Annotated in this window: 20 protein-coding genes; 11 read left to right on the forward strand and 9 right to left on the reverse strand. The window is 63.3% G+C overall.

Translation table 11 applies throughout. The features are described 5' to 3' along the window. Positions 1-255: 255 nt before the first annotated feature. From G7047_RS17790 to boxA, 7 genes are all read left to right on the forward strand, one after another. Positions 256-1,164 carry a helix-turn-helix transcriptional regulator gene (locus G7047_RS17790; protein ID WP_240939564.1) on the forward strand — a complete coding sequence of 303 codons (909 nt, stop codon included), beginning with the start codon at positions 256-258 and terminating at the stop codon, positions 1,162-1,164. A 266-nt stretch (positions 1,165-1,430) separates the two neighbouring features. After that, complete coding sequence (locus tag G7047_RS17795) at positions 1,431-4,307, forward strand: xanthine dehydrogenase family protein molybdopterin-binding subunit (RefSeq protein WP_240939565.1); 2,877 nt, start codon at positions 1,431-1,433, stop codon at positions 4,305-4,307. Beyond that, on the forward strand, positions 4,304-4,876 hold the full coding sequence (locus tag G7047_RS17800) for a (2Fe-2S)-binding protein (RefSeq protein ID WP_166308317.1): 573 nt from the start codon (positions 4,304-4,306) through the stop codon (positions 4,874-4,876). The genes G7047_RS17795 and G7047_RS17800 overlap by 4 nt, the downstream gene beginning before the upstream one ends. A gap of 5 nt (positions 4,877-4,881) precedes the next feature. After that, positions 4,882-6,258: a cytochrome c gene (locus G7047_RS17805; RefSeq protein WP_240939166.1), complete on the forward strand. Its 1,377-nt coding sequence runs from the start codon at positions 4,882-4,884 to the stop codon at positions 6,256-6,258. Between the two features lie 186 nt (positions 6,259-6,444). After that, on the forward strand, positions 6,445-8,109 hold the full coding sequence (boxC, locus tag G7047_RS17810) for a 2,3-epoxybenzoyl-CoA dihydrolase (RefSeq protein WP_166308323.1): 1,665 nt from the start codon (positions 6,445-6,447) through the stop codon (positions 8,107-8,109). A 37-nt stretch (positions 8,110-8,146) separates the two neighbouring features. Next, positions 8,147-9,574 (forward strand): benzoyl-CoA 2,3-epoxidase subunit BoxB, encoded by a 1,428-nt coding sequence (boxB, locus tag G7047_RS17815; RefSeq protein WP_166308326.1) that lies wholly within the window; start codon positions 8,147-8,149, stop codon positions 9,572-9,574. Positions 9,575-9,627: 53 nt separating this feature from the next. Further along, positions 9,628-10,947 (forward strand): benzoyl-CoA 2,3-epoxidase subunit BoxA, encoded by a 1,320-nt coding sequence (boxA, locus tag G7047_RS17820; RefSeq protein ID WP_166308329.1) that lies wholly within the window; start codon positions 9,628-9,630, stop codon positions 10,945-10,947. Here the strand turns inward: boxA and G7047_RS17825 are convergent. The 6 genes from G7047_RS17825 to G7047_RS17850 all read right to left on the reverse strand — a co-directional run bounded on the left by G7047_RS17825 (position 10,941) and on the right by G7047_RS17850 (position 16,482). Next, the gene (locus tag G7047_RS17825; protein WP_166308332.1) at positions 10,941-12,857 is read right to left on the reverse strand and encodes a family 2A encapsulin nanocompartment cargo protein cysteine desulfurase; all 1,917 of its coding nucleotides are present in this window, start codon (positions 12,855-12,857) and stop codon (positions 10,941-10,943) included. The genes boxA and G7047_RS17825 overlap by 7 nt on opposite strands. A gap of 35 nt (positions 12,858-12,892) precedes the next feature. After that, positions 12,893-13,831: a family 2A encapsulin nanocompartment shell protein gene (locus G7047_RS17830; protein ID WP_166308335.1), complete on the reverse strand. Its 939-nt coding sequence runs from the start codon at positions 13,829-13,831 to the stop codon at positions 12,893-12,895. A gap of 106 nt (positions 13,832-13,937) precedes the next feature. Continuing rightward, entirely contained in the window at positions 13,938-14,213 is a 276-nt protein-coding gene (locus G7047_RS17835) for a helix-turn-helix domain-containing protein (protein WP_166308338.1), read from the reverse strand. An 8-nt stretch (positions 14,214-14,221) separates the two neighbouring features. Then, complete coding sequence (epsC, locus tag G7047_RS17840; protein WP_166308341.1) at positions 14,222-15,163, reverse strand: serine O-acetyltransferase EpsC; 942 nt, start codon at positions 15,161-15,163, stop codon at positions 14,222-14,224. Positions 15,164-15,183: 20 nt separating this feature from the next. Then, positions 15,184-15,681: a rhodanese-like domain-containing protein gene (locus tag G7047_RS17845; RefSeq protein WP_166308344.1), complete on the reverse strand. Its 498-nt coding sequence runs from the start codon at positions 15,679-15,681 to the stop codon at positions 15,184-15,186. Positions 15,682-15,921: 240 nt separating this feature from the next. Then, positions 15,922-16,482 (reverse strand): HNH endonuclease, encoded by a 561-nt coding sequence (locus tag G7047_RS17850; protein WP_166308347.1) that lies wholly within the window; start codon positions 16,480-16,482, stop codon positions 15,922-15,924. A 168-nt stretch (positions 16,483-16,650) separates the two neighbouring features. Here G7047_RS17850 and G7047_RS17855 point away from each other — a divergent pair, with 168 nt between their 5' ends. From G7047_RS17855 to G7047_RS17870, 4 genes are all read left to right on the forward strand, one after another. Continuing rightward, positions 16,651-17,697, forward strand: a complete 1,047-nt coding sequence (locus G7047_RS17855) for a bifunctional riboflavin kinase/FAD synthetase (RefSeq protein ID WP_166308350.1) — start codon at positions 16,651-16,653, stop codon at positions 17,695-17,697. Between the two features lie 87 nt (positions 17,698-17,784). Next, positions 17,785-20,646 (forward strand): isoleucine--tRNA ligase, encoded by a 2,862-nt coding sequence (gene ileS / locus G7047_RS17860; protein ID WP_166308353.1) that lies wholly within the window; start codon positions 17,785-17,787, stop codon positions 20,644-20,646. Between the two features lie 2 nt (positions 20,647-20,648). Continuing rightward, positions 20,649-21,152 (forward strand): signal peptidase II, encoded by a 504-nt coding sequence (gene lspA, locus G7047_RS17865; protein ID WP_166308356.1) that lies wholly within the window; start codon positions 20,649-20,651, stop codon positions 21,150-21,152. An 11-nt stretch (positions 21,153-21,163) separates the two neighbouring features. Further along, positions 21,164-21,487, forward strand: a complete 324-nt coding sequence (locus G7047_RS17870; protein ID WP_166308359.1) for a hypothetical protein — start codon at positions 21,164-21,166, stop codon at positions 21,485-21,487. On the opposite strand, the gene G7047_RS17875 is transcribed toward G7047_RS17870, so the two are convergent. From G7047_RS17875 to G7047_RS17885, 3 genes are read right to left on the reverse strand one after another with little or no spacing between them, the layout of a single operon-like run. Further along, positions 21,488-21,898 carry a Zn-ribbon domain-containing OB-fold protein gene (locus tag G7047_RS17875; RefSeq protein ID WP_240939167.1) on the reverse strand — a complete coding sequence of 137 codons (411 nt, stop codon included), beginning with the start codon at positions 21,896-21,898 and terminating at the stop codon, positions 21,488-21,490. Further along, on the reverse strand, positions 21,898-23,058 hold the full coding sequence (locus G7047_RS17880; RefSeq protein ID WP_166308362.1) for an acetyl-CoA acetyltransferase: 1,161 nt from the start codon (positions 23,056-23,058) through the stop codon (positions 21,898-21,900). The genes G7047_RS17875 and G7047_RS17880 overlap by 1 nt, the downstream gene beginning before the upstream one ends. A gap of 38 nt (positions 23,059-23,096) precedes the next feature. Beyond that, the gene (locus tag G7047_RS17885) at positions 23,097-24,254 is read right to left on the reverse strand and encodes an acyl-CoA dehydrogenase family protein (RefSeq protein ID WP_166308365.1); all 1,158 of its coding nucleotides are present in this window, start codon (positions 24,252-24,254) and stop codon (positions 23,097-23,099) included. Position 24,255 lies beyond the last annotated feature (1 nt).

Raw genomic sequence — 24,255 nt, forward strand, 5'->3', positions numbered from 1 at the left:
GCATGGCTCGGTCCTCCTTTCAATCTGTGATGGCGTGCGCCTGTGTGCAATCGACTGCTCGCATAACAGAAAAACATGCACTATGTTGCGTATATATCAAAGATAGTTAGGATAGAATTCGATGTCAAGCACTATATTGCATGGTTCGTGTTTACCCTTGGGACGAACCCGTGCTGGCGCACCAGCACCGACGAAAAGCACGATCAAACCAGTGTTTATCATTCATGCCTTCTTTCAGGAAGTCTTATGGAGCAGATGCACGCCGACAGCGCAGCGGGTGATGAGGGACATGATGGCCCCGCCGACGTGGCCCAGAGGAATCAGGTGTTGCAGACCCTGGGCGAGCGGGTTCGCCAATTGCGCGCACGGCGTGGTCTCACGCGGCGCGGCTTGGCGGTCAGCGCCGAGGTCTCCGAGCGCCACCTCGCCAATCTCGAATACGGCACCGGCAATGTCTCCATCCTCGTGCTGCACCAGATTGCGCAAGCGCTGCAGTGCGCCATGGCCGAGCTGCTCGGTGACGTCACCACCTCCAGCGCCGAATGGCTGCTGATCCGCGAACTGCTCGAAGGCCGCAGCGAAGACGAACTGCGCCGCGTGCGCGTCGCCGCCGGGGAACTGCTGGGCACCGCGCCGAGCGGTGATCAGCACCGCCATTCGCGCATCGCGCTCATCGGACTGCGTGGCGCGGGCAAGTCGACGCTCGCCAAGATGCTGGCCGATGATCTCGGTGTGCCCTTCATTGAGCTGAACCGCGAAATCGAAACACTGGCCGGATGCAGCGTGCGCGAGATCTACGACCTCTACGGCGTGAGTGGGTATCGCCGCTACGAACGCCGCGCGCTCGAAGAGACGGTGCAGATCTACGCCGACGTGGTCATCGCCACGCCGGGCGGCATCGTCTCCGACCCCGCCACCTTCAACGAGCTTTTGTCGCACTGCACCACCGTCTGGGTGCAGGCCCAGCCCGAGGAACACATGAGCCGCGTGATCGCGCAGGGCGACACCCGCCCGATGGCCGCCAATCCAGAGGCCATGGAAGACTTGCGCCGCATCCTCGCCGGTCGCCAGGAGTTCTACGCCAAGTCCGACCATGTGCTCGACACCAGCGGCCAGACGCTGGTGCAGAGCTTTGCGCGGCTGAAATCGCTCGTCACGGCCTGAAGGAACGGTCAAAGGTCCGTTCGCAACTGGCGGGATTCGCCTACAAGCCATAGCCGCCGCGCGGTTCTAGAGTGGTGCTCCACGACAGCAGCCCCCTGCACGCCTTTTTTCTTTGCACAACATGCAGGGGCTACAACACGGAGCACAACGTCATGCGCGACGAACGGCGAAGGTCCACCTCTTCCAACGAGTCCAAGTCCAAGTCCGGTCCCGATGACAGACCCTCTGCGACAGCCCCATGGTCGCGGCGCGGATTCATTCAAGGCATGACGGTGGCGGGGGTCGGAGTGTTCGTCGCGCCGCTCGCAAGCCGTGCCTATGCCACGCTATTCGAGCAGAAACTGCTCACTCCCGTGGCCCGCGCCGCTGGCACACAGGCGCCGCTGTTCCGCATGGACGGGACCGCCAAGGTCACCGGCCAGAAGATCTTCGCGCGCGACATCCGCGCCCGCGACATGCCGCACTGGCCCGAGACCCAGTCGCATGCCTTCATCGTGCGCGCCACGCTGGCCGACCGGCTGTTCGAGGACATCGATCTGTCGTCGCTCGATCTCGACCTCAAGCCCGACAAGCTGGTGACGGCCGAGGATCTGGAGCGCGACAAGGTGCTCTTTCCCACGTTCTACGGCGAGGACATGCTGCTGCCCAAGGGCAAGACGCCGGCCTATCTGGGCCATGCCGTGGCCGTGCTCATCTACCACGACTTCGCGCGCTTTCACTTCGCCAAGGAGCGACTGCAGGCCATGCCCAACGTGGTGCGCTACGGCCAGGTGACCGGCCCGCTGGACCGCGAACCTTGGGGCGTTTTCCGCTATGTGCGCATGGGCGGCGCCACGCCGTTCGATGACGATGTGTATTCGAGCCTCAAGGACAACACGCTGTTCCCCAAGGAGCGCAAGCCCATCGTCTGGCCGCGCATCAGCGAAGCCGATGCCGTGACCGCCGCTGGCCTGCGCGCGGCCGAGCAGATCGCTGCCGAGCTCGCCACGCCGCCCGCCGACTGGCTGGTGATGAAGCGCCACTACGCCACGCAGTCCATCGACACCGCGTCGATGGAGCCCGACAACGCCAACTGCTGGTACGACCCCGCCACCGAAAGCCTGCACATGGTGGTGGCCACGCAGTCGCCTCAGGAGGTGGCCGAGAGCGCGGCGGCGATGGTCAAGGCCAGCCGGTTTCCGCTGCGCAACCTGTTCGTGCATCCCTGCTACACAGTGGGCTACGGCTCCAAGGACCATGCGCCCATGCCCTTCATCGGCGCGATGATTGCGCTGTATGCCGATGGCAAGCCGGTGCGCATCGCCAACAACCGCTTCGAGCAGTTTCAGACCTCACTCAAGCGCCACGCCTTCGAGATCGACTACACATTCGCGGTGAATCGCCAGAGCGGCCTGCTGCAGAGCATCGTCGCCAACATGACCTGCAACGGCGGCGGCCGTGCAAACTTCTCGGCCTCGGTGGCGCTGGTGGGCGCAACATCTGCGCAGTCGATCTACTATTTTCCGAAGAACGATCTCACCTCCACCGCGCTGTCTTCGCGCGCGCTCGATGCGGGATCGGCGCGCGGATACGGCACGCTGCAGTCGATGGTGGCGACCGAGTTGATGATGGACGAGATCGCCCAAGAGCTGAAGCTCGACCCCATCGAGCTGCGGCTGCGCAACCTGCTGCCCTCGGGCGGCAAGAACACCCAAGGCGCGATTGCCGCAGGCGCGATCCGCACGCGCGAGGTGATCGAGCGGGCGCGCAAACATCCGCTGTGGACAGAGCGCGCGCAGCGCAAGGCAGCGTATGAGGCCGCGCATCCGGGCCACAAATACGGCGTGGGTTTCGCCTGCGTGCAGAAGGACTTCGGCACCGGCGGCGAGGCCAATTTTTCGCGCGTGGAAGTCACGCCCGAAGGCCGCGTGATTCTCGCCATCACCGGCACCGAGATCGGCACCGGCATGGGCACTTCGCAGGCGCAGATGTGCATGGCGTGGTTCGGCAAACCCGCCGACGAGCTGCACACCTCGCGCATAGCCTGGCCCGAGCTGCCACTCAAGGCCGAGGGCGACAACTTCACTATGAGCCAGGCCGATCAGGACCGGCTCATGGTCAAGCCGCTGTGGACGCCCGCGTTTTGTTCGCCCAGCAGCGCAAGCAACTCGGCCTTCTTCTTCAGCCACACCACGGGCGAAACTGCACGCGTGGTCTTCGAGCACGGCCTCTGGCCCGCCGCCGTCGCAATCTGGAGCAAGGGCCTGGGCGGCGGCCAGTTCGCACCCTATGCCGTACGGCGCGAGGACGCACGCTGGGTGAACGGTATGCTCACCGCCAGCGGCATGGAGCCGCTGTCGCTGCAGGCCATCGCCAAGAAGGCCTACGAGATGAAGCTCGTGACCGGCGCCGTCGGCCATGCGTTCAACCGCTGGCAATGGGCCGAAGCGGACTTCGAGATTCAGGGCAAGACGCAGCGCAGGCCGCTCGATGGACTGTCGGTGCGCTATGGTGGAAACGATGCGGCACCCGCGCCAGCGGCCACAGCCGCAACGGCGGCTGAAGCCAGCGCGGCAACCGCACCTGAACTGGCAGGCACCGGAGCAGCCACGCCCGTCGAAGATGCTGCTGCAGAGACCACATCGGCCACCGCCTACCAGATGATCGCGCGCAAAAATCTGTTTTACCCGCCCACGCAGCGCGGCAATGCAGGGGTGACGTATTACAGCGCCAACGGCGCGCTCGCCGAGATCGCGGTGGACACTGCGACCGGCGAGGTCCACCTGCTCAAGCACCACCACATCATGGAGTGCGGCAGGCCCATCGTGAGCGAGCTGGTGAAAAGCCAGCTCGAGGGCGGCATCGCCATGGGCATAGGCCATGCGCTGCACGAAACCATGCCGCTGTATGAAGGCGGGCCGGGCGATGGTGACTGGAACTTCCACCGCTACCACTTGCCGCGTGCGCACGAGGTGGCGGTGTGGACGCAGACCTCGGAACTGCTCGCGCCGCTCTCCGACACCGACCCGCCCAAAGGCATTGCCGAGGTGGTGATGATTCCCATCGTGGCCGCCATCGTCACCGGCATCCACCAGGCGATCGGCAAGCGGTTCTACGACCTGCCCGTCACGCCCAAGAAGATCAAGGAGGCATTGGCATCATGAGTACGAGCAGCCCACCCACACGCCCCTTGCAGCTCACCTTGAACGGCCAGCCCGTGGGGCCCATCGACGTGCCAGAAGGCCTGCCGATGATCGCCTTTCTGCACGAGTACCAGAACCTCACCGGAGCCCGCCTCGGTTGCGGCATCGGGGAATGCCGCGCCTGCGTGGTGCTGGTCGACGACGCCTCTGGCAGCAAAGAAATGCGCACCTGCATCACCGGCGCGCATTATTTTTCGGGCAAGACCGTGCGCACCATCGAAGGCATTGCCGCCAAACCTACCGACAATGCTGCTGACAAGCCGCGCAAAGTGATACCGCTTGCGCCCATCCAGCAAAAGTATCTGGAGCATTTCAGCTTTCAATGCGGCTACTGCACGCCGGGCTTCGTGATCGGCGCGACAGCGCTGCTCGAGCGGCTTGCCAAGACGCCGATTCCTGTGGCTGATGTCGAGAAAACGATCACCGAATCGCTGGGCATCCACCTGTGCCGCTGCACCGGCTATGTGCGCTATTTCGCCGCCGTGAAGGACGTGATCCTCCACACGCCCGGCTATACCACGAAAGGATGAGCGCCATGAACTCGCCAAGCGCTGCACCTGTCGATCCGGCTCATCACACGCCGCCGCCGCCCGCGCGCAAACGCCGCCATGGCTGGCGCAACTTCTTTCTGCTCGTCATCGTGCTGCTGCTCTTGCTCGTGGTGGCCGCCGTCGCGGGCAACCGACACACCGTTCCCGATCGCGCGCCGCAGACCGTGCAGGCCACGCCGCAACAGCTCAAGCAGGGCGAATACCTTACGCGCATGGGCGACTGCATCGCCTGCCACACGGCCGTCAACGGCCAGCCCTTTGCAGGCGGCTTTCCATTGCAGACCGGCTTCGGCACGATCTACGGCACCAACATCACCGCCGACCCCGACCACGGCATTGGTCGCTGGAATGCCGACGAGTTTTACCGCGCAGTGGCCAACGGCACCGCGCCCGGTGGCCGTCAACTCTATCCGGCCATGCCTTATGCGTCCTACCACCAGATAAAGCGCGAAGATTCCGATCTGATCTACGCCTATCTGCTGCGCCAGCCTCCATCCGCACGCGCCAATCAGAAGCCCGAGATGCCCTTCCCGTTCAACCTGCGCGTGCTGATGCTGGGCTGGAAGATGCTGTACCACCACAAGGATGAACTCCCCGTCGCATCGCAGGGCCAGAGCGTCGAGTGGCAGCGTGGCCGCTATCTCGGCAACGTGCTCGGCCACTGCGCCGAGTGCCACACACCGCGCACCCAACTCGGCGGTATGGACAACTCGAAATGGCTCACGGGCAGCACGCTCGGCCTGTTCGCCGCACCCGACATCACCTCTGCGCAACTGGCAGAACGTGGCTGGACGCCTGCGAATCTGCACGATTTTCTGACGCGCGGCTATTCGACATCGGGCAGCGCATTCGACGAGATGCATCCGGTCATCGCCAACAGCACACAATACCTGAGCGCCGACGACGCCAAGGCCGTGGTCACCTTTCTGATGGGCGACACGCCACCCGCCGCCAAGGTGCTGCCGATACCCGCACCCAACCCGGCCAAGCTCATCGCGGGGCAAGACCACTACATGGCCCTGTGCGCGAGCTGCCATGGCTCGCAGGGCCTTGGTCGCCAGCTCACCATGCCGCCACTGCTGGGCAACAGCACGGTGCGCCAACCCGACGGCCGCAATCTGGTGCTCGCGATTCTCGTGGGCCTGCCCAAACGCAGCGGCGCGGAAGGCGGCCCGACTGCCCTGCCCGGCATGCCGGGCTTCGCCAACGACCTCGACGATCAGGCCATCGCTGACCTGAGCAACTATGTGCGCGGCCAGATGGGTGCTCTGCCAGGTGGTCAGGGCAGCGACATCACCGCAGCGCGCGTGGCAGAGCTGCGCGCCGCAGCGAAGAAGGCGAACCGCGCGATTGCACCCTGAGCATTGCCTTGACAGCCAAACCGCCGCGTCCCAGCAAGGACACACGGCGGTGTCCGTACTTTCCCTAGGAATTGGCAAAAACTGCATCATATTGCATGTTATGACGTGCAATAAAAATCCACAGCTGCATAATTGTGCTCATCTCCATCGATTTGATGCACTATTCTTCATCCCACGAGGAAGCCCATGTCCCAGCAGCAGCACCCCATCGTCGACTACCGCACCGAACCCTCGCAGTACCGCCACTGGTCGTTTGAAGTGGACGGCCAGATCGCGCGCCTGAAACTCGACATCGCTGAGGACGGGGGTATCCGCCCCGGCTACAAGCTCAAGCTCAACAGCTACGACCTGGGCGTGGACGTGGAGCTGCACGACGCGCTCAACCGCATCCGCTTCGAGCACCCGCAGGTGCGCACCGTGGTGGTCACCAGTGGCAAGGAGCGCATCTTCTGCTCAGGCGCTAACATCTTCATGCTCGGCGTCTCCTCGCATTCATGGAAGGTGAACTTCTGCAAGTTCACCAACGAGACGCGCAACAGCATGGAAGACAGCTCGAAGCGCGACGGCCTCAAGTTCGTCGCCGCCGTCAACGGAGCCTGTGCGGGCGGCGGCTACGAGCTGGCTCTCGCCTGCGACGACATTGTGCTGATCGACGACCGCTCCTCCGCCGTCTCGCTGCCCGAGGTGCCGCTGCTCGGCGTGCTGCCCGGCACCGGCGGCCTCACCCGTGTGACCGACAAGCGCCATGTGCGCAACGATCTGGCCGACATCTTCTGCACCAGCGTCGAAGGCGTGCGCGGCCAGCGCGCGGTGGACTGGCGTCTGGTTGACGCGATTGCCAAGCCCGCGCAGTTTGCCGACACGGTGACGCAGCGTGCGCAAAAGCTGGCGGCGGGCAGCTCACGACCGGCCAAGGCACAAGGCATAAAGCTCACCCGCGTGGAGCGCGAACTCAATGAAAACAGCCTGCGCTATGCGCATGTGAACGTGGACATCGACCGCGCCAAACGCACCGCCACCATCATCGCGAAGGCTCCCGAAGGCGCGCCGCCAAAGACTGCAGAAGCCATCGCAGAACAGGCAACAAACTGGTGGCCGCTCGCCATGGGCCGCGAGCTCGACGATGCGATCCTGCATCTGCGCACCAACGAGCTGGACATCGGCACCTGGGTTTTGAAAACGCAAGGCGATGCCGCCAACGTGCTCGCGTATGACGCGGCCATGCTGCTGCACAAGAACCACTGGCTCGTGGGCGAAACCATCGGGTTGCTGCGCCGCACATTTGCGCGGCTCGATGTGTCCTCGCGCTCGCTGTTCGCGCTGATCGAGCCGGGTTCGTGCTTTGCTGGAATGCTGGCCGAATTGGCGTTTGCAGCGGATCGCACCTACATGGCGGTGCTGCCCGATGAACCCGACCGCGAACCCAAGCTCACGCTGGATGAATTCAACTTCGGGCTGCTGCCTTTGGTGAACGACCAAAGCCGCCTGCAGCGCCGTTTCTACGAAGAAGAAGCGCCGCTCAAAGCCGTTCACGCAAGCATCGGCAGCGCACTCCATGGCGACGATGCGCACAAGCTTGGTCTTGTGACGGCGGCGCTCGACGACATCGACTGGGAAGACGAGATCCGCATCGCGATTGAGGAGCGCGCTGCCATGTCATCCGATGCGCTCACCGGCCTCGAAGCCAACCTGCGTTTCAACGGCAAGGAGAACCTGGCGACGCGTGTGTTCGGCCGCCTCTCGGCATGGCAGAACTGGATCTTCATCCGTCCGAATGCGGTCGGCGAAAAGGGCGCGCTCAAACTCTACGGATCGGGGCAAAGGGCGGGCTTTGATCTCAACCGCGTCTGACCCGAATGCCTCACAAAATCACAAGGAGACAAGAGAGATGAGCAACATTGATTACAGCGTCAAGATTCCCAACAATGTCGATCTGAGCGGCGACCGCACTTTGCAGCGCGCGCTCGAGAGCTGGCAGCCCAACTTCATCCAATGGTGGGACGACGTCGGCCCCGAAGGCTCGACCAATCACGACGTCTATCTGCGCACCGCGGTGAGCGTCGATCCGCAGGGCTGGGCGCAGTTCGGCTACGTGAAGATGCGCGACTACCGCTGGGGCATTTTTCTCAATCCGGCCGATCAGGAACGCGCTATCCACTTCGGCGATCACAAGGGCGAGAAGGCCTGGCAGGAAGTGCCCGGCGAGCACCGCGCCAATCTGCGCCGCATCATCGTCACCCAGGGTGACACCGAGCCCGCGTCGGTCGAACAGCAACGCCACTTGGGCCTGACCGCGCCGTCGCTCTACGACCTGCGCAATCTCTTCCAGGTGAACGTCGAGGAAGGCCGTCACCTCTGGGCCATGGTCTATCTGCTGCACAAATACTTCGGCCGCGATGGCCGTGAGGAAGCCGAGGCGCTGCTCGAACGCCAGTCGGGCGACGAGAACAACCCGCGCATCCTCGGCGCGTTCAACGAGAAGACGCCGGACTGGCTCGCGTTCTTCATGTTCACCTACTTCACCGACCGCGACGGCAAATTCCAGCTCGCCGCGCTGGCCGAAAGCGCCTTCGATCCGCTCGCGCGCACCACCAAGTTCATGCTGACCGAAGAAGCGCACCACATGTTCGTCGGCGAATCAGGCGTTTCGCGTGTGCTGCAGCGCACCTGCCAGGTGATGAACGAGCTCAAGACCGACGATGTGGCCAAACTGCGCGTGGCCGGCGTGATCGATCTGCCGACCATCCAGCGCTACTTGAACTTTCACTACAGCGTGACCATCGACCTGTTCGGTGCCGACCAGTCAAGCAACGCCGCAACCTTCTACAGCTCGGGCCTCAAGGGCCGTTATGAAGAAGGCAAACGCTCGGACGACCACGCACTGCACGACCAGCGCTACAAGGTGCTTGAAGTGGTGGACGGCAAGCTGCAGGAAAAGGAAGTGCCGATGCTCAACGCCCTCAACGAAGTGCTGCGCGACGACTACATCAAGGACTCGAACGCGGGCGTCGGGCGCTGGAACAAGGTCATGGAAAAGGCGGGCATCGACTTTCGTCTCATCATTCCGCACAAGGCCTTCAACCGCCAGATCGGCGCGCTCGCAGGCGTGCGCATGAGCCCCGACGGCCGCCCGGTGACCGAGCAGGAATGGCAGACACGAAAGGACGAATGGCTGGCGAGCGACGCGGATCGCGCCTTCGTCGCATCGTTGATGCAGCGGTGCCTCGCACCCGGAAAATTCGCGGGCTGGATCGCGCCGCCGGTCATGGGCATCAACCGCCAGCCGGTGGACTTCGACTACGTGCGCTTCAACTGAGGCGGACTGCAACGCGAAGCGGCGCTCCAACCGCCGCAAGGAGACAGCAGATCATGAGCACCACCACGATGATCGAGAACGGCATCCTCAACCAGCATCTGATCGACCCGGAAATCTGCATCCGCTGCAACACCTGCGAGGCGACCTGCCCCATCGGTGCCATCACGCATGACGACACCAACTACGTCGTCATGGCCGACCAATGCAATGGCTGCATGGACTGCATCTCTCCCTGCCCCACCGGCAGCATCGACAACTGGCGCAAGGTGCCCGTGGCCGAGGCCTATTCACTGGCCGATCAGTTCGGCTGGGAAGCCCTGCCACCGGAGCTGCCACCCGAACGTCTAGCAGCCGCCGCGCTTAGTTCAGATGCAGCGGGCAGTGCCGAAGTGGAAGACCTGTCGCAGGCGCAGGCAGCCATTGCCGCAGTGGCAGGCTTGGCTTCCAACGCGGGAGAAACGCGCGAAGCCGAGTTCCGCTCAGCCGCTTTCGGAGCCACGGTTCCGCCATGGTCTGCTGCCCACGCTTATACCAATCTGTACGGCCCCAGGAACCCGGTGAGCGCCGCCGTGGTCGGCAACATCAACTGCACCGAAGCGGGCTTCGACAACGAGACGCACCACATCGTGCTGGACTTCGGTGCGATGCCGTTTCCGGTGCTCGAAGGCCAGTCCATCGCCATCATCCCGCCGGGTGTCGACGCCAACGGCAGACCGCATGTGGCGCGCCAGTACTCCATCGCCAGCGCACGCAATGGCGAGAGGCCGGGCTACAACAACGTCGCGCTCACCGTCAAACGCGTCATGCAGGACCACGAAGGCCAGCCGGTGCGCGGCGTGGCCAGCAACTATCTCTGCGACCTCAAGGTGGGCGACGCGGTGCAGGTGATCGGCCCATTCGGCCACTCCTTCCTCATGCCCAATCATCCGCGCTCGCACATCGTGATGATCTGCACAGGCACCGGCAGCGCACCGATGCGCGCGATGACCGAATGGCGTCGCCGCTTGCGCAAGAGCGGCAAGTTCGACGGAGGCAAGCTCATGCTGTTCTTCGGCGCACGCACGCCGCAGGAGCTGCCGTATTTCGGCCCGCTGCAGAACCTGCCCAAGGATTTCATCGACAACAACTTCGCTTTCTCGCGCGTAGCGGGAATCCCCAAACGCTACGTGCAGGACGTCATCCGCGAGCGCGCCATCGACCTCGCCGAACTGCTGCGCGACGACAACACGCACATCTATGTCTGCGGCCTGAAGAGCATGGAAGAAGGCGTGGTGCTCGCGCTGCGCGATGTGATCGTGCAGGCCGAACTAAACTGGGAGAACGTGGCGGCCAAGCTCAAACAGCAAGGCCGCCTGCACCTCGAAACCTACTGACCGCGCCGCTGCCCGGCCAGCCGGCGCACCACCGTCACCAGCGCATCGATTTCCTCGAACGTGTTGTAGAACGCGAGTGATGGACGCACGGTGGTCTCCACGCCGAAGCGTCGCAGAATCGGCTGCGCACAGTGGTGCCCGGTGCGCACTGCGATGCCTTCGGCATTGAGCGCCTTGCCCACCTCATCGGTCGTGTAGCCCGCCAGAGTGAACGACAGCACGCTCGCCTTGCCCGGTACCGTGCCGATCAGACGCAGCCCGGGAATGCGGCCCAGCTGCTGCATGCCGTAGTCGACCAGTGCGTGCTCGTAGCGGCTGATGTTCTCGATGCCGAGACGCTCCACATACTCCAGGGCCGCGCCCAGCCCCACGGCATCGGCGATGTTTCCGGTGCCCGCTTCAAACGTGTTGGGCAGCGGTTGGAACACGGTTTTCTCGAAGGTCACATCGGCAATCATGTTGCCGCCGCCTTGCCACGGCGGCATGTCTTCGAGCACCTCGCGGCGGCCCCAGAGCGCGCCGATGCCAGTCGGTGCAAAGATCTTGTGGCCAGAGAAGACGAAGAAGTCTGCGCCGATGTCCTGCACATCCACCGGCGTATGCGCGATGGATTGCGCGCCATCGACCAGCGTGACGATGCCTTTGCGCTTTGCGATCTCCACCACTTCCTTCACCGGAACCACCGTTCCCAGCGTGTTCGACACATGGCCGATGGCGACGATCTTGGTGCGGTCGTTGATGAGCTTCTGGTATTCATCGAGGCGAATCTGTCCCTCGTCATCCACCGGAATCACGCGCAGCTTCGCGCCCTTGGCCTCGGCCAGTTGCTGCCACGGCACGATGTTGGCGTGGTGCTCCAGATGCGAGACGATGATCTCGTCGCCCTCGCCCACGTGCTTGCCGCCCCAGCTTTTGGCCACGAGATTGATGGCCTCGGTCGTGCCGCGCACGAAGATCACCTCGTTCACATCGGGCGCGTTGATGAAGCGCCGCACCACCTCGCGCGCATGCTCGTAGGCATCCGTCGCGCGCGCAGCCAGCGCATGCGCGGCGCGGTGGATGTTGGAATTCTCGTGCTCGTAGAAATGCGCGATGCGCTCGATCACCTGACGCGGCTTGTGCGTGGTGGCCGCGTTGTCCAGCCAGATCAGCGGCTTGCCGTTGATGCGCTCCGAAAGAATCGGGAAATCGCTCCGCACCGCCTGAACGTCGAAGCCAGCATTGCGCGGCGCGGGGATTTGCGGCGCAGCCTGCTCGCCATGTGGATGCGGCTTAGGCGGCGTGACAAAGCCATTTGGCAACGTGACTGCATCGACAAAGTAGAACTGCGGATCGGCACTTACTGTACTTGCAGCAGGCACCACATTGGCAGGCAGCTTCACCGCTTCAGGCACGGCAGGAAACGCGTAAGCGCCCGGCGCGTTCTGATGCGCGAATGCCGTTACGGCCTGCTCACTGAGCGCATCCAGGCCGCCGCTGGATGGTTGCACTGGCTGCACCGGAGCGCCTTTTGAAAGCACCGGCGCACCATCGGTCACGCCCGCAAAACGCGGCTCGTAAGCAGGCACGGCGGCGAACGCTTTGTCCGGCACTCCGTTGCCCGCCACCGCATTCGGCGGCAAGGCGTTCACACGATTGCCAAGCGCCAGAACACCGCCCGGGTTGGACGGAAGGAAGTTCGCGCCCGGAATCTGCCCCTGCGGAATGGGCGTGCCCGGCACATTGGGTGAAAAGCCCGCTGGGCTTGCCAATGGCGACCCCCCGGGTGCCCAGTTCGTTGGCGGCTGCACGCCTACGGGCTGCGTCTGCGTGCCCGGCGCGCGGCGAAACAGCTCGCTCGCAATGCGCGCAAGCGCTGCTGGATCGAAGGGTGCGGCCTCAGCGATAGGTAATGGATTGGATGTGCTCAAGACACGCCCCTTTCATGAACTGGCAGATCGCCGATTTACTTGTAGGTGTCGAGCACCGAGTAGTCGTGGTATTTGGTGATTTCCACATCGTCGAGCACGGCCACCGCATCCGGCGTGAGCACCGCGAGCGAGCAGTACAGCGAGATCAGATACGACGCAATCGCATGGTTGTTGATGCCCATGAAGCGCACCGACAGCCCCGGAGCCTGTTCGCCCGGCAGGCCCGGCTGGAACAGCCCCACCACACCCTGACGGTGGTCGCCCACGCGCAGCAGCAGGATCTTGGACTTGCCATCGGCCACCGGCACCTTGTCCGAAGGAATCAACGGAACGCCGCGCCAGGTGATGAACTGCGAACCGAACAGGCTGACCGTCGGCGGCGGCGTGCCACGGCGCGTGGCTTCGCGGCCGAACGCGGCGATGGTGAGCGGGTGCGCGAGGAAGAACGCAGGCTCTTTCCACACCTTGGTGAGCAATTCGTCGAGGTCGTCGGGCGTGGGCGCGCCGCTCAAAGGGAAGATGCGCTGCTCGTCGCTCACCTGCGCGAGCAGGCCGTACTCCGGGTTATTGATGAGCTCGCTCTCCTGGTTCTCCTTGATGGTCTCGATGGTCAGTCGCAGCTGTTCCTTGATCTGGTCGTGCGGGCTGCTGTAGAGATCGGAGATGCGCGTGTGCACATCGAGCACGGTGGAAACCGCGTTCAGAAAGAACTCGCGCGGCTTCTCGTCGTAGTCCACGAAGGTGCGCGGCAACTGGTTCTCATGCTCCTTGGCGGTGCAGGTGACCTTGATGGCCTCCGGGTTCTTGACCTGATTGACGCGGTAGATACCCGCCTCCACCGGCACCCATTGCAGCAGGTGCGTGAGCCAGCGTGGGCTGATGGTCGAGAGTTGAGGCGCGGTCTTGGTCGCGTTGGCCAGTTGGCGTGCTGCGTTGTCGCCCAGTGCGGTGGTGCCGCCTACGGTTGCTGTCATGGAACAAGGCTCCTGAAAGGATCGAAAAGATGAAGACGAGAAAGAAGAAGAAAAAGCAGAAGAAGTCGAAAATGAACTTCAAGTGTTGATTGCGAACGCCGCCGCCTCAACAGGCTATAGCCGTCAAGCGCAGGTATTGCGTTGCGCGCAGCGAGGCGATCTGGTCGGTGCGCGAGAGCAGGTCCGACGCCTTCATGCCGAGTGCTGACGCCAGCTTGTGCAGCGTGATCAGCGACGGCGTGACCAGCCCGCGCTCGACCTCGCCCACATAGGTCCGATGCAGATCGGAATGCGATGCCAGCATCTCCTGCGACCAGCCGCGCGCCTCGCGCAGTTGGCGCACGGCCAGCCCGAAGTCATGTACAAAGGTCTGTGAACTCATCTGCAGTTTCACGCGGCAACGCGTGCCTCGCTGACGGTGGACGAACCCGTGGCGTCCGCGTCCTTCTGCAGCCGCGCCTGCGACACATGGGTGCCGGACGGCACGTCGTCGGTGATCCACACATTGCCGCCGATCACCGCGCCCTGTCCTATCGTCACCCGTCCCAGAATCGTCGCACCCGCATAGATCACCACATCGTCCTGCACGATGGGATGCCGCGCCCAGCCCTTCTGCAGATGGCCTTGCTCGTCTTTCGGAAAGCGCTTGGCGCCGAGCGTCACCGCCTGGTAGATACGCACGTTCGATCCGATCTGCGCGGTCTCGCCGATCACCACGCCCGTGCCGTGGTCGATGAAGCAGCCCGACGCGATCTGCGCGCCCGGATGGATGTCGATGCCGGTCTGGCTGTGCGCGAGTTCGGAGACGATGCGCGCAAGCAGCGGCAGCTCCAGCCGATACAGCGTGTGCGCGATGCGGTGATGGATCAGCGCCAGCACGCCCGGGTAGCTCAGCACCACCTCGTCCACGCTGCGCGCGGCAGGATCACCCTGAAACGCCGCGAGCACATCGGTATCGAGCAGTTGCCGCAGTTGCGGCAGGCTGTGCGCAAACTGGTGCACCGCGTTCGTCGCCTGCGCATCGACCTCCTGCACACCCACCGCGCTGCCGCGCTGGCGGTAATGCAGCTCGATGCGCGCTTGCGCGAGCAGCGTCTGAAGCGCACTGTCGAGTGTGTGGCCGACGTAGAAATCCTCGGTCGCATGCCGCAACTCGGGCGGCCCGAGCCGCAGCGGAAACAGCACGCCCTTGAACGACTCCACCGCACGCGCAATCGCGTCGCGCGAGGGGAATTCACGGTACTCGGTATCGGTGCGGTTCTGCTTTTCGCGCCACTGGTCACGCACCTGCCGCAGTTGCTTGACGATCTCGGGAATGTCGAAGGTACTCATCTCGTTGCCCTCCGCCGCGATCAGTCCTGCACCCACGGAAGCCCGTGGAAGCGCCAGCCATTGAAATGCCCGCGCTGCTGCGCATCGTCGCTGTCGCCCTCGAAGCCTTCGCTCACGTTGAACACCCACTCGATACCCGCCTTCGCCGCTTCCTGCGCGGCCAGCGCGGAACGCTTGCCACTGCGGCACAGCAGCAGCACCGCCGGGGTGTGCTCATCGTTTTTGGGCAACTTGGACACCAGCGCTGCCAACTCACGTGCAAAACGCGGGTTGCGGTTCAGCGACGTGCCCGTGGCCCAGGCCACATGCAGACTGTCCGGCACCTGCCCCACGAACTTGCGCTCCTCGGCAGTGCGCACATCGATCAGCACCGCCTGTCCCCGCCGCGCCAGCTCCCAAGCCTGCACGGGGGGCACGCTCCCCGCGTAGGGCAGCCCCTCATCCTGCGCGCTGGCCATGGCCTGCCGCAGTACAGGTGCCAGATTCGCCACTTCAATATCCAGTTCCACCGTACTCATGATCGCTCACCTCATTGGTTGCCACATTCCGCCGTTCGCCATCGGCTGATGGCTATGGACTTCAATGTAGGTGGGCGTTCAAATCACAACAAAGAATAAAAAACGATGTGATTGGGTGGAAAGTGAATAAGGACTGGCTCCGCGAAGCGGCTACGCCTTGGGAGCAAACACGCGCGCAAAAACGTTCAGCCCCTGAAGTATCTGCGAGCCTCGTCCGACTCAATGGAGACGCTGGAGCGCTCAGCTATTCAGCAACCGTGAAGACTTGGGCACATGCGCCATCAGAAACTCCATCTGATCGGCCAGAATCCGCCGGTTGCGCAGGATGAAGTCTTCCCAGAGGCTGGGCACGTAGGGTGCGTAGAGCAGCGGCATGTGCGCCTGCTCCGGCGTGCGAGGGCCCTTGCGGTGGTTGCAGGGGCGGCAGGCGGAGACCACGTTCATCCAGTGGTCCTGGCCGTTTCTCGCGAAGGGCACGATGTGCTCGCGCGTGAGGTCTTCCTCGTGGAAATCACCGCCGCAGTAGGCACAGACGTTGCGGTCGCGGATGAAGAGCTTGCTGTTGGTCAGCGTGGGCTTGAGATGGAACGGGTCGATGGCCGGAACGCCCTTGGTGCCGATGATGCTGCTGACCGCGATCTGCGACTGTTCGCCCGTGACGGCGTTGTGGCCGCCGCGAAACAGCGCCACCTGTGCGCCGAGTTCCCAGCGCACCTCTCCCGCCGCGTAATGGGTGACCGCCTGTTCCAGCGTCACCCACGATTGCGGCAATCCCTGAGCGGACAGCTTCAACACCTTCACCACACGCCTCCAGTTCATCCGTTGAAAAACAAGATTCGGAACGCAGATAACCAGTGCCGACCCGCCCTCGAGGCGGTCAGCTGACTCACAATATACTCTTTTCGTGACGAATTGGCGTCTTTTGCCCTCCGCGTGGCGGTCAAACGCTATCAAAAGAAAAGTAAAGCGATGAAGATCTTCCGAGGCTTGCACCATCCTGGTGTCGCACAGGCGTGTGCTCTCACCATCGGCAATTTCGATGGCGTGCACCGCGGGCATCAGGCCATGCTGGCCCTGCTCAACAATGAGGCCCGCCAGCGCGGCGTGGCCAGTTGCGTGCTCACGTTTGAACCGCATCCGCGCGACTATTTCGCGGGCAAGCTGAACAAGCCCGAACTCGCGCCTGCTCGCGTCGGCACACTGCGTGACAAGCTCAATGAACTGGCGGCCTGCGGCGTGCAACAGACCATCGTGCTGCCGTTCAACGAAAAACTGGCCAGCCAGCCGCCCGAGGCCTTCATCAACGACGTGATTCTGGAAGGCCTCAACGCCAAATACGTGCTCGTGGGCGATGATTTCCGCTTCGGCACCAAGCGCGCGGGCGATTACGCCATGCTGGACGCTGCGGGGCGCACCCATGGCTTCGACGTGGCGCGCATGAACAGCTACGAGGTCCACGGCCTTCGGGTGTCCAGCTCGGCCGTGCGGGAATCGCTTGGCAAGGGCGAACTGGTCGAAACCGCGCGCCTGCTCGGGCGGCCTTATGCGATTTCCGGCCATGTGGTGCATGGGCGCAAGCTCGGCCGCCAACTGGGGCGCTCGGCTGCGACGGGTGCGGAGCAGGACGGCTTTCGCACGCTCAACCTCCGATTCAAACACTGGAAGCCGGCGGCGAGCGGCATTTTCGCCGTGGCCGTGCATGGCCTCGCCGAACATGCCCTGCCGGGCGTCGCCAACCTGGGCGTACGCCCCTCCATCGACCCGAATGATGTGAACGGCGGCCGGGTGTTGCTGGAAACCCATTGCCTGGAATGGCCCACCCATCTGGGGGCCGAAGGGGCTTACGGTAAAATCATCCGCGTGGAACTCCTGCACAAACTGCACGACGAGCTGAAATACGACAGCCTCGACGCCCTGACCGCTGGCATCGCCAAGGATTGCGATGATGCCCGCGCGTTCTTTGCCGCCTCCACGCATGCCGAAACCCGGCGTCAGACCACACGCGACCGAATTTGACGCTCGCTCGTCATCTTCCCCCCGTATCTCGTATTCAGAGCTCCGCGCCATTGACGGAGCTTGTTCGTTTTCAAGAATCTTCAGCTCATGTCCGATAAACAGCAAGCCACAACCGCGTCCGACAAAACGGATTACCGCAAGACCCTGAACCTGCCCGACACATCGTTTCCGATGCGCGGCGACCTGCCCAAGCGCGAGCCGGGCTGGGTCAAGGAATGGCAGGACGAAGGCATCTACAAGAAGCTGACCGACGCCCGCTGCGGCGCGCCCAAGTTCATCCTGCACGATGGCCCTCCGTACGCCAACGGCCAATTGCACATCGGCCACGCGGTGAACAAGATCCTCAAGGACATGATCGTCAAGAGCCGCCAGCTCGAAGGCTTCAACGCGCTCTACGCTCCGGGCTGGGACTGCCACGGCCTGCCGATCGAGAATGCCATCGAAAAGCTGCATGGCCGCAACCTGCCACGCGACGAGATGCAAGCCAAGAGCCGCGCCTTCGCGACCGAGCAGATCGCCCAGCAGATGACGGACTTCAAGCGCCTCGGTGTGCTCGGCGACTGGGAGCACCCGTACAAAACGATGAATTTCGAGAACGAAGCCGGTGAATTGCGCGCCCTGAAGCGCGTGATGGAACGCGGCTTTGTCTACCGCGGCCTCAAGCCGGTGTACTGGTGCTTTGATTGCGCCTCGTCGCTGGCCGAGTTCGAGATCGAATACCAGGACAAGAAGAGCAACACGCTGGATGTGATGTTCAAGGCGCACGAGCCCGCCAAGCTGGCTGCCGCGTTCGACCTGCCGAAGCTGGAGAAGGACGCCTTCGTCGTGATCTGGACCACCACCGCGTGGACCATCCCCGCCAACCAGGCGCTGAACCTGAACCCCGAACTGCCCTACGCGTTGGTGGACACCGCGCGCGGCCTGCTGATCGTGGCCGAGACGCTGGTGGAAGACACCATGAAGCGCTGGAACCTCGAAGGCAAGGTGCTGGCCGTGACCAAGGGCGAGAAGCTCGCCGGTCTGGAATTCGAGCATCCGCTGTACGACGTGGACGCGGGCTACAAGCGCCTGTCGCCGGTCTATCTGGCCGACTACGCCACCGCCACCGACGGTACCGGTATCGTTCACTCCGCGCCCGCCTACGGTCTGGACGACTTCCAGTCCTGCATCGCGCACGGCATGAAGCTCGACGAGATCCTGAACCCCGTGCAGGGCAACGGCACCTACGCGCCCGACTTTCCGCTGTTCGGCGGCCAGCACATCTGGAAGGCCGTTCCGGTCATCCTCGAAGCGCTGGACAAGGCCGGTCGCCTGCTCGGCACCACGGTCATCACCCACAGCTACCCGCACTGCTGGCGCCACAAGACGCCGGTGATCTACCGCGCCGCCGCGCAGTGGTTCATCCGCATGGACGAAGGCGAAGGCGTGTTCACCAAGGCCGGTGACAAACCCGCGCAAACGCTGCGCCAAATCGCACTTGAAGCCATCGAGCACACCAGCTTCTACCCCGAAAACGGCAAGAGCCGCCTGCGCGACATGATCGCCGGTCGTCCCGACTGGTGCATCTCGCGCCAGCGCAGCTGGGGCGTTCCGATCCCGTTCTTCCTGCACACGGATTCGGGCGAGCTGCATCCGCGCACGATGGAAATCCTCGACCAGGCCGTCGAGATCGTCGGCAAGGGCGGCATCGAAGCCTGGAGCCGCGTGACCACCGAAGAAATCCTCGGCGCGCAAGAAGCCAAGAGCTACACCAAGAGCACCGACATCCTCGAAGTGTGGTTCGACTCCGGCTCCACCTTCTGGCATGTGCTGCGCGGCACGCACAACAACATGCACCACGACTCGGGCCCCGAGGCCGATCTGTACCTCGAAGGCCACGACCAGCATCGCGGCTGGTTCCACTCGTCGCTGCTGCTCGCCTCCGCCATCTACGGCCGCGCGCCGTACAAGGGCCTGCTCACGCACGGCTTCACGGTGGACGGCCAAGGCAAGAAGATGAGCAAGTCGCTCGGCAACACCATCTCACCCCAAGAGGTGAGCGGCAAGCTGGGCGCAGAAATCATCCGCCTGTGGTGCGCATCGACCGACTACTCGGGCGACCTCGCCATCGACGACAAGATCCTCGCCCGCGTGGTCGACAGCTACCGCCGCATCCGCAACACATTGCGCTTCTTGCTGGCCAACGTGAGCGACTTCGATGCCGCCAGGGACAGCGTGCCGTTCGATCAGATGCTCGAGATCGACCAGTACGCGCTCAGCCGCGCCGCCGCGCTGCAGCAGGACATCCTTGCGCACTACAAGGTGTATGAGTTCCACCCGGTCGTCACCAAGCTGCAGCTGTACTGCTCGGAAGACCTCGGCGGCTTCTACCTCGACGTGCTCAAGGACCGCCTCTACACCACCGGCGAAAAGAGCCACGCACGCCGTAGCGCGCAGACCGCCCTGCACCAGATCACGCACGCCATGCTGCGCTGGATGGCCCCGTTCCTCAGCTTCACGGCAGAAGAAGCGTGGAAGGTGTTTGGCTCGTCCGAATCCATCTTCCTCGAAACCTACGGCACCATCGCCGCAGGCGACGAAGCGATGAGCGCCAAGTGGGAACGCATCCGCGCGATCCGCGACGTAGTCAACAAGGAAATCGAAGCCGTGCGCGCCAGCGGCGCCGTGGGCTCCTCGCTGCAGGCAGAGATCATCCTCACCGCAGCGCCGGAAGACCACGCCCTGCTCGCATCGCTGGGCGGTGATCTCAAGTTCGCACTGATCGTCTCCAAGGTCGAACTCAAGGCCGGTGATGCCCTCGCCGTCGAAGTGACGCCCTCGGGCGACACCAAGTGCGACCGCTGCTGGCACTACCAGAGCGACGTGGGCGCGAATGCCGAGCAGCCCACGCTCTGCGGCCGCTGCGTGAGCAACCTCTACGGCGCCGGCGAAACCCGGTCGTTCGTCTGACCATGGCGCGCGGCAACAGCAGCGGCACTGGCGGCGCAAGCATCTGGCCTTGGCTCGCCTGGGCTGTGGTGATCTTCCTCGCGGACCAATTCACCAAGGTACTGATCCTCGGCTACTACAGGCTCGGCGATGCCACGCACATCACCAGCTTCTTCAACGTCGTGCGCGCCCACAACACCGGCGCCGCCTTCAGCTTCCTTGCCAACGCGGGTGGCTGGCAGCGCTGGGTGTTCACCGGCATCGGCCTCGCAGCAGCCGTCTTCATCGTCTGGCAACTGCGCGCCCATCCGGGCCAGAAGCTGTTCGCGTTCTCGCTCTCCAGCATCCTCGGCGGCGCCATCGGCAACGTCGTGGATCGCCTGCAGCACGGTTATGTGGTCGACTTTCTCGACTTCCATCTGGGTGGCCGCCACTTCCCGGCATTCAACATCGCGGACAGCGCGATCACGATTGGCGCGATCTGTTTGATACTCGATGAGTTGATGCGGGTGAAACGTTCGAAATAAGCGCCGTTGATATGAGCATCGTCGTCTTCTACATGCACAACGCGAGCCCCGAGGGGCTCGCCCCGTCGTGGCAGCCCGCGTGCCTGCACTACGACGACAAGCAGATGAGCGAGGCACTCAAGCAGTGCCAAGTGCTGCGCGCAGACCTTCGCAATGCACATGTGACCATGTCCTCCGAACTGCGCGAGATGGTCGGGCCCATGGGGGTAAGCGCCGTCGAAGACGGCAAGACGCCCGATGGCCATGACTATGAGTGGAGCAAGGCCGGCCGTGCAGGCAAGAGCCGAAGAAATGCCAACGAGCCTCCCAAGACGCGGCAGGACATGGATCGTTGACTACGCGGGCTGAAATTGCGGCAAGGCGAGGTCGTCATTGATCTGCTCAAACACCACACGCACTGGCATTCCGATGTACAGCGAGTCCAGATCGGCATTCACGATGTTGGCCATGGTCTTCACCCCTTCACTGGTCTGCACCATCGCAACCGCATAGGGCAATCGCGTTTTCATGAAGGCATTCGCCGCACGCCGGTTGATGGTGAAGGTATAGATCACGCCCTCACCCGAGGCTTCGCCCCATTGGATGGCATCCGATCCACATCGCACACAGAAGGCTCGTGGATAGAACTGCCAGTGCTGGCAGTCCGGGCAGTGTTGATACACCAGTTGGCCCTTGGCTGCGGCACTCCAATAGGGCTGCGTGATGTCGGTGGGCTGTGGCAAAGGTCGTTGCAAATTGGTCATCATCACACTCCCAGAATCATGGTGGTATTGCCGGAGAAAACCAGACCCGGCGCATGGCACAGCGCAAGTTGCGCATCCGCGATCTGGCGACCCCCACACTCGCCGCGCAACTGGCGCACCGCTTCGATCACAAGAAAGATGCCGAACATTCCGGGATGGCCGTAAGACAACCCACCGCCCGATGTGTTGATCGGAAAGCGTCCACCCGGAGCCAGCGCACCGTCGGCGACAAAGGCCCCGCTCTCCCCGCGCTTGCAAAAGCCCAGCTCCTCAAGCGACTGCAGCACGCCAATCGTGAAGTGGTCATAAATCTGCACCACGTCCATGTCCTCACGCGTGACGCCCGCCATGTCGAACGCCGCCTGTGCAGTAGCTGCCACCCCGGTGTCCAGCCAATCATCGGTATTGAAAGGGGTGTAGTGATGCGCGTAGGTTTCCGCGATGCCCTGCACATAGACAGGCTTCGAGCGCAGCGCGCGTGCCCGTTCGGCAGACACCACCACCAGTGCACCGCCACCATCTGTCACCAGGCAGCAGTCTCGCTGGCGCAGCGGATCAGCCATCAACGGCGATGCCATCACTTCGTCGATGCTGGTCGGCTCGCGGCGATAGGCCTTGGGATTGAGTTGTGCCCAGCGCCGCGCTGCCACCGCGACTTCCGCCAGATCCTTAGGCGTGGTGCCATAGCGGTGCATGTGCAGTTGCGCAACCATGGCGTAGTAACCGATGGGGCTCAGATGACCATAGGGCAGGATGAACTGGCCGCGCGCCGTCGACGGACTGTCCGCCGCCACCGCGCCGCTCTTGCGTGAACCATCCGAGAGCTGCGTGCTGCCATAGGTAATCAGTGCGACCGAACACATGCCCGAGGCAATGGCGTTCATCGCATGCCGGATATGCACGATGTTGGACATACCGCCCACGTTGGTGGAATCCACATAACGCGGTGTGATACCCAGATACTCTGCCACCTGCAGACTGGAGAAACGATCATCGGTATGCGCAAAAACCGCATCCACGTCCTTCAGTGAAAGCCCCGCTTCGCCCAGTGCCGCGTGCGCGGCCTGCGCCTGCAATTCCAACGCCGACTTGCCGGGCACCTTGCCCAGATCGGATTCGGCCACGCCAGCGATGGCGATCGAACGCGAAAGTGATTGACTCATGAGTTGCTTTCTTCCTTCTTGTCAGCAAGGGGCCGACATCACATCGCTCGTGCGATCACCTCGCGCATGATTTCGGACGATCCGCCATAAATACGGTTGGGCCGCACATCGGTATAGGCCCGTGCGATCGGGTACTCCCGCATGTAGCCATAGCCGCCAAAGAACTGGAGCAGATCATCGATGGAGCGCGTGGCTTCGCTGGCCCACAGCTTGGCCATTGCCGCGCCGTCGGGCGTGAGCTCGCCACGCAGAAACTGGGCCAGGCAGTTGTCCACCAGCGCTCGCGTGGCCCAGGTCTGCGCCTTGATGTCGGCGAGCTTGAAACGGATGAATTGGTTCTCGATCAGCGGCTTGCCAAAGGTGTGTCGCTGCTTGACGTAGTCGACGGTCCATTGCAGCGCCACCTCCAGCGCAGTGGCACAGCGCAGCGCGATCAACAGGCGCTCACGCACCAGTCCGTGCATGCCGTACGCAAAGCCTTTGTTGATTTCGCCAACCAACATGTCGTGCGGCACAAAAACGTTGTCGAAAAACAGCTCGGCCGTGTCCTGCGCCTTCTGCCCCATCTTGTCGAGCAGGCGGCCACGGCTGAAGCCCTCGCTGCGCGTGTCCACCCATAGCAAGCTGACGCCGCGCGCTCCCGCCGCCAAATCCGTCTTGGCGAACACCAGCACTCGGTCCGCGTGAAAGCCGTTGGTGATGAACGTTTTCTGACCGCTCAACCGGAATCCCCCATCCACTTGAACCGCGCTCGTGCGGATCGCCTTCAGATCACTGCCGGTGCCGGGCTCGGTCATGGCAACCGATCCCACGATGTCACCGCTCGCCATCCCGGGAAGGAGCGCTCTCTTCTGCGCCTCGCTGCCGAACTCCAGCAAATAGGGTGCGACGTTTTCCGAGTGTGTCGTGAATCCGGTCACGCCTGTAGCCAGTGCGCGAGCGATTTCCTCGACCACGATGGCGCTGAAGAGAAAGTCGCCTCCACCGCCGCCGTATTCGTCTGAAATGCTGGGCAACAGCAGGCCAGCGGCTCCCGCATCGCGCCAGAGCTGGCGTGGCACCATCCCCTCATTTTCCCAATCGTGATGATGCGGCATGATCCTGTCCGCGATGAAGCGGGCCACGCTGGCGCGGTACATCTCATGGTCCGATGAAAAGGCAGTGCGCTTCATCCATTGATCGTCGTTGTGACTCATT

Origin of the sequence: Diaphorobacter sp. HDW4A (assembly GCF_011305995.1) — a bacterium.
GTDB lineage: Bacteria > Pseudomonadota > Gammaproteobacteria > Burkholderiales > Burkholderiaceae_C > Diaphorobacter_A.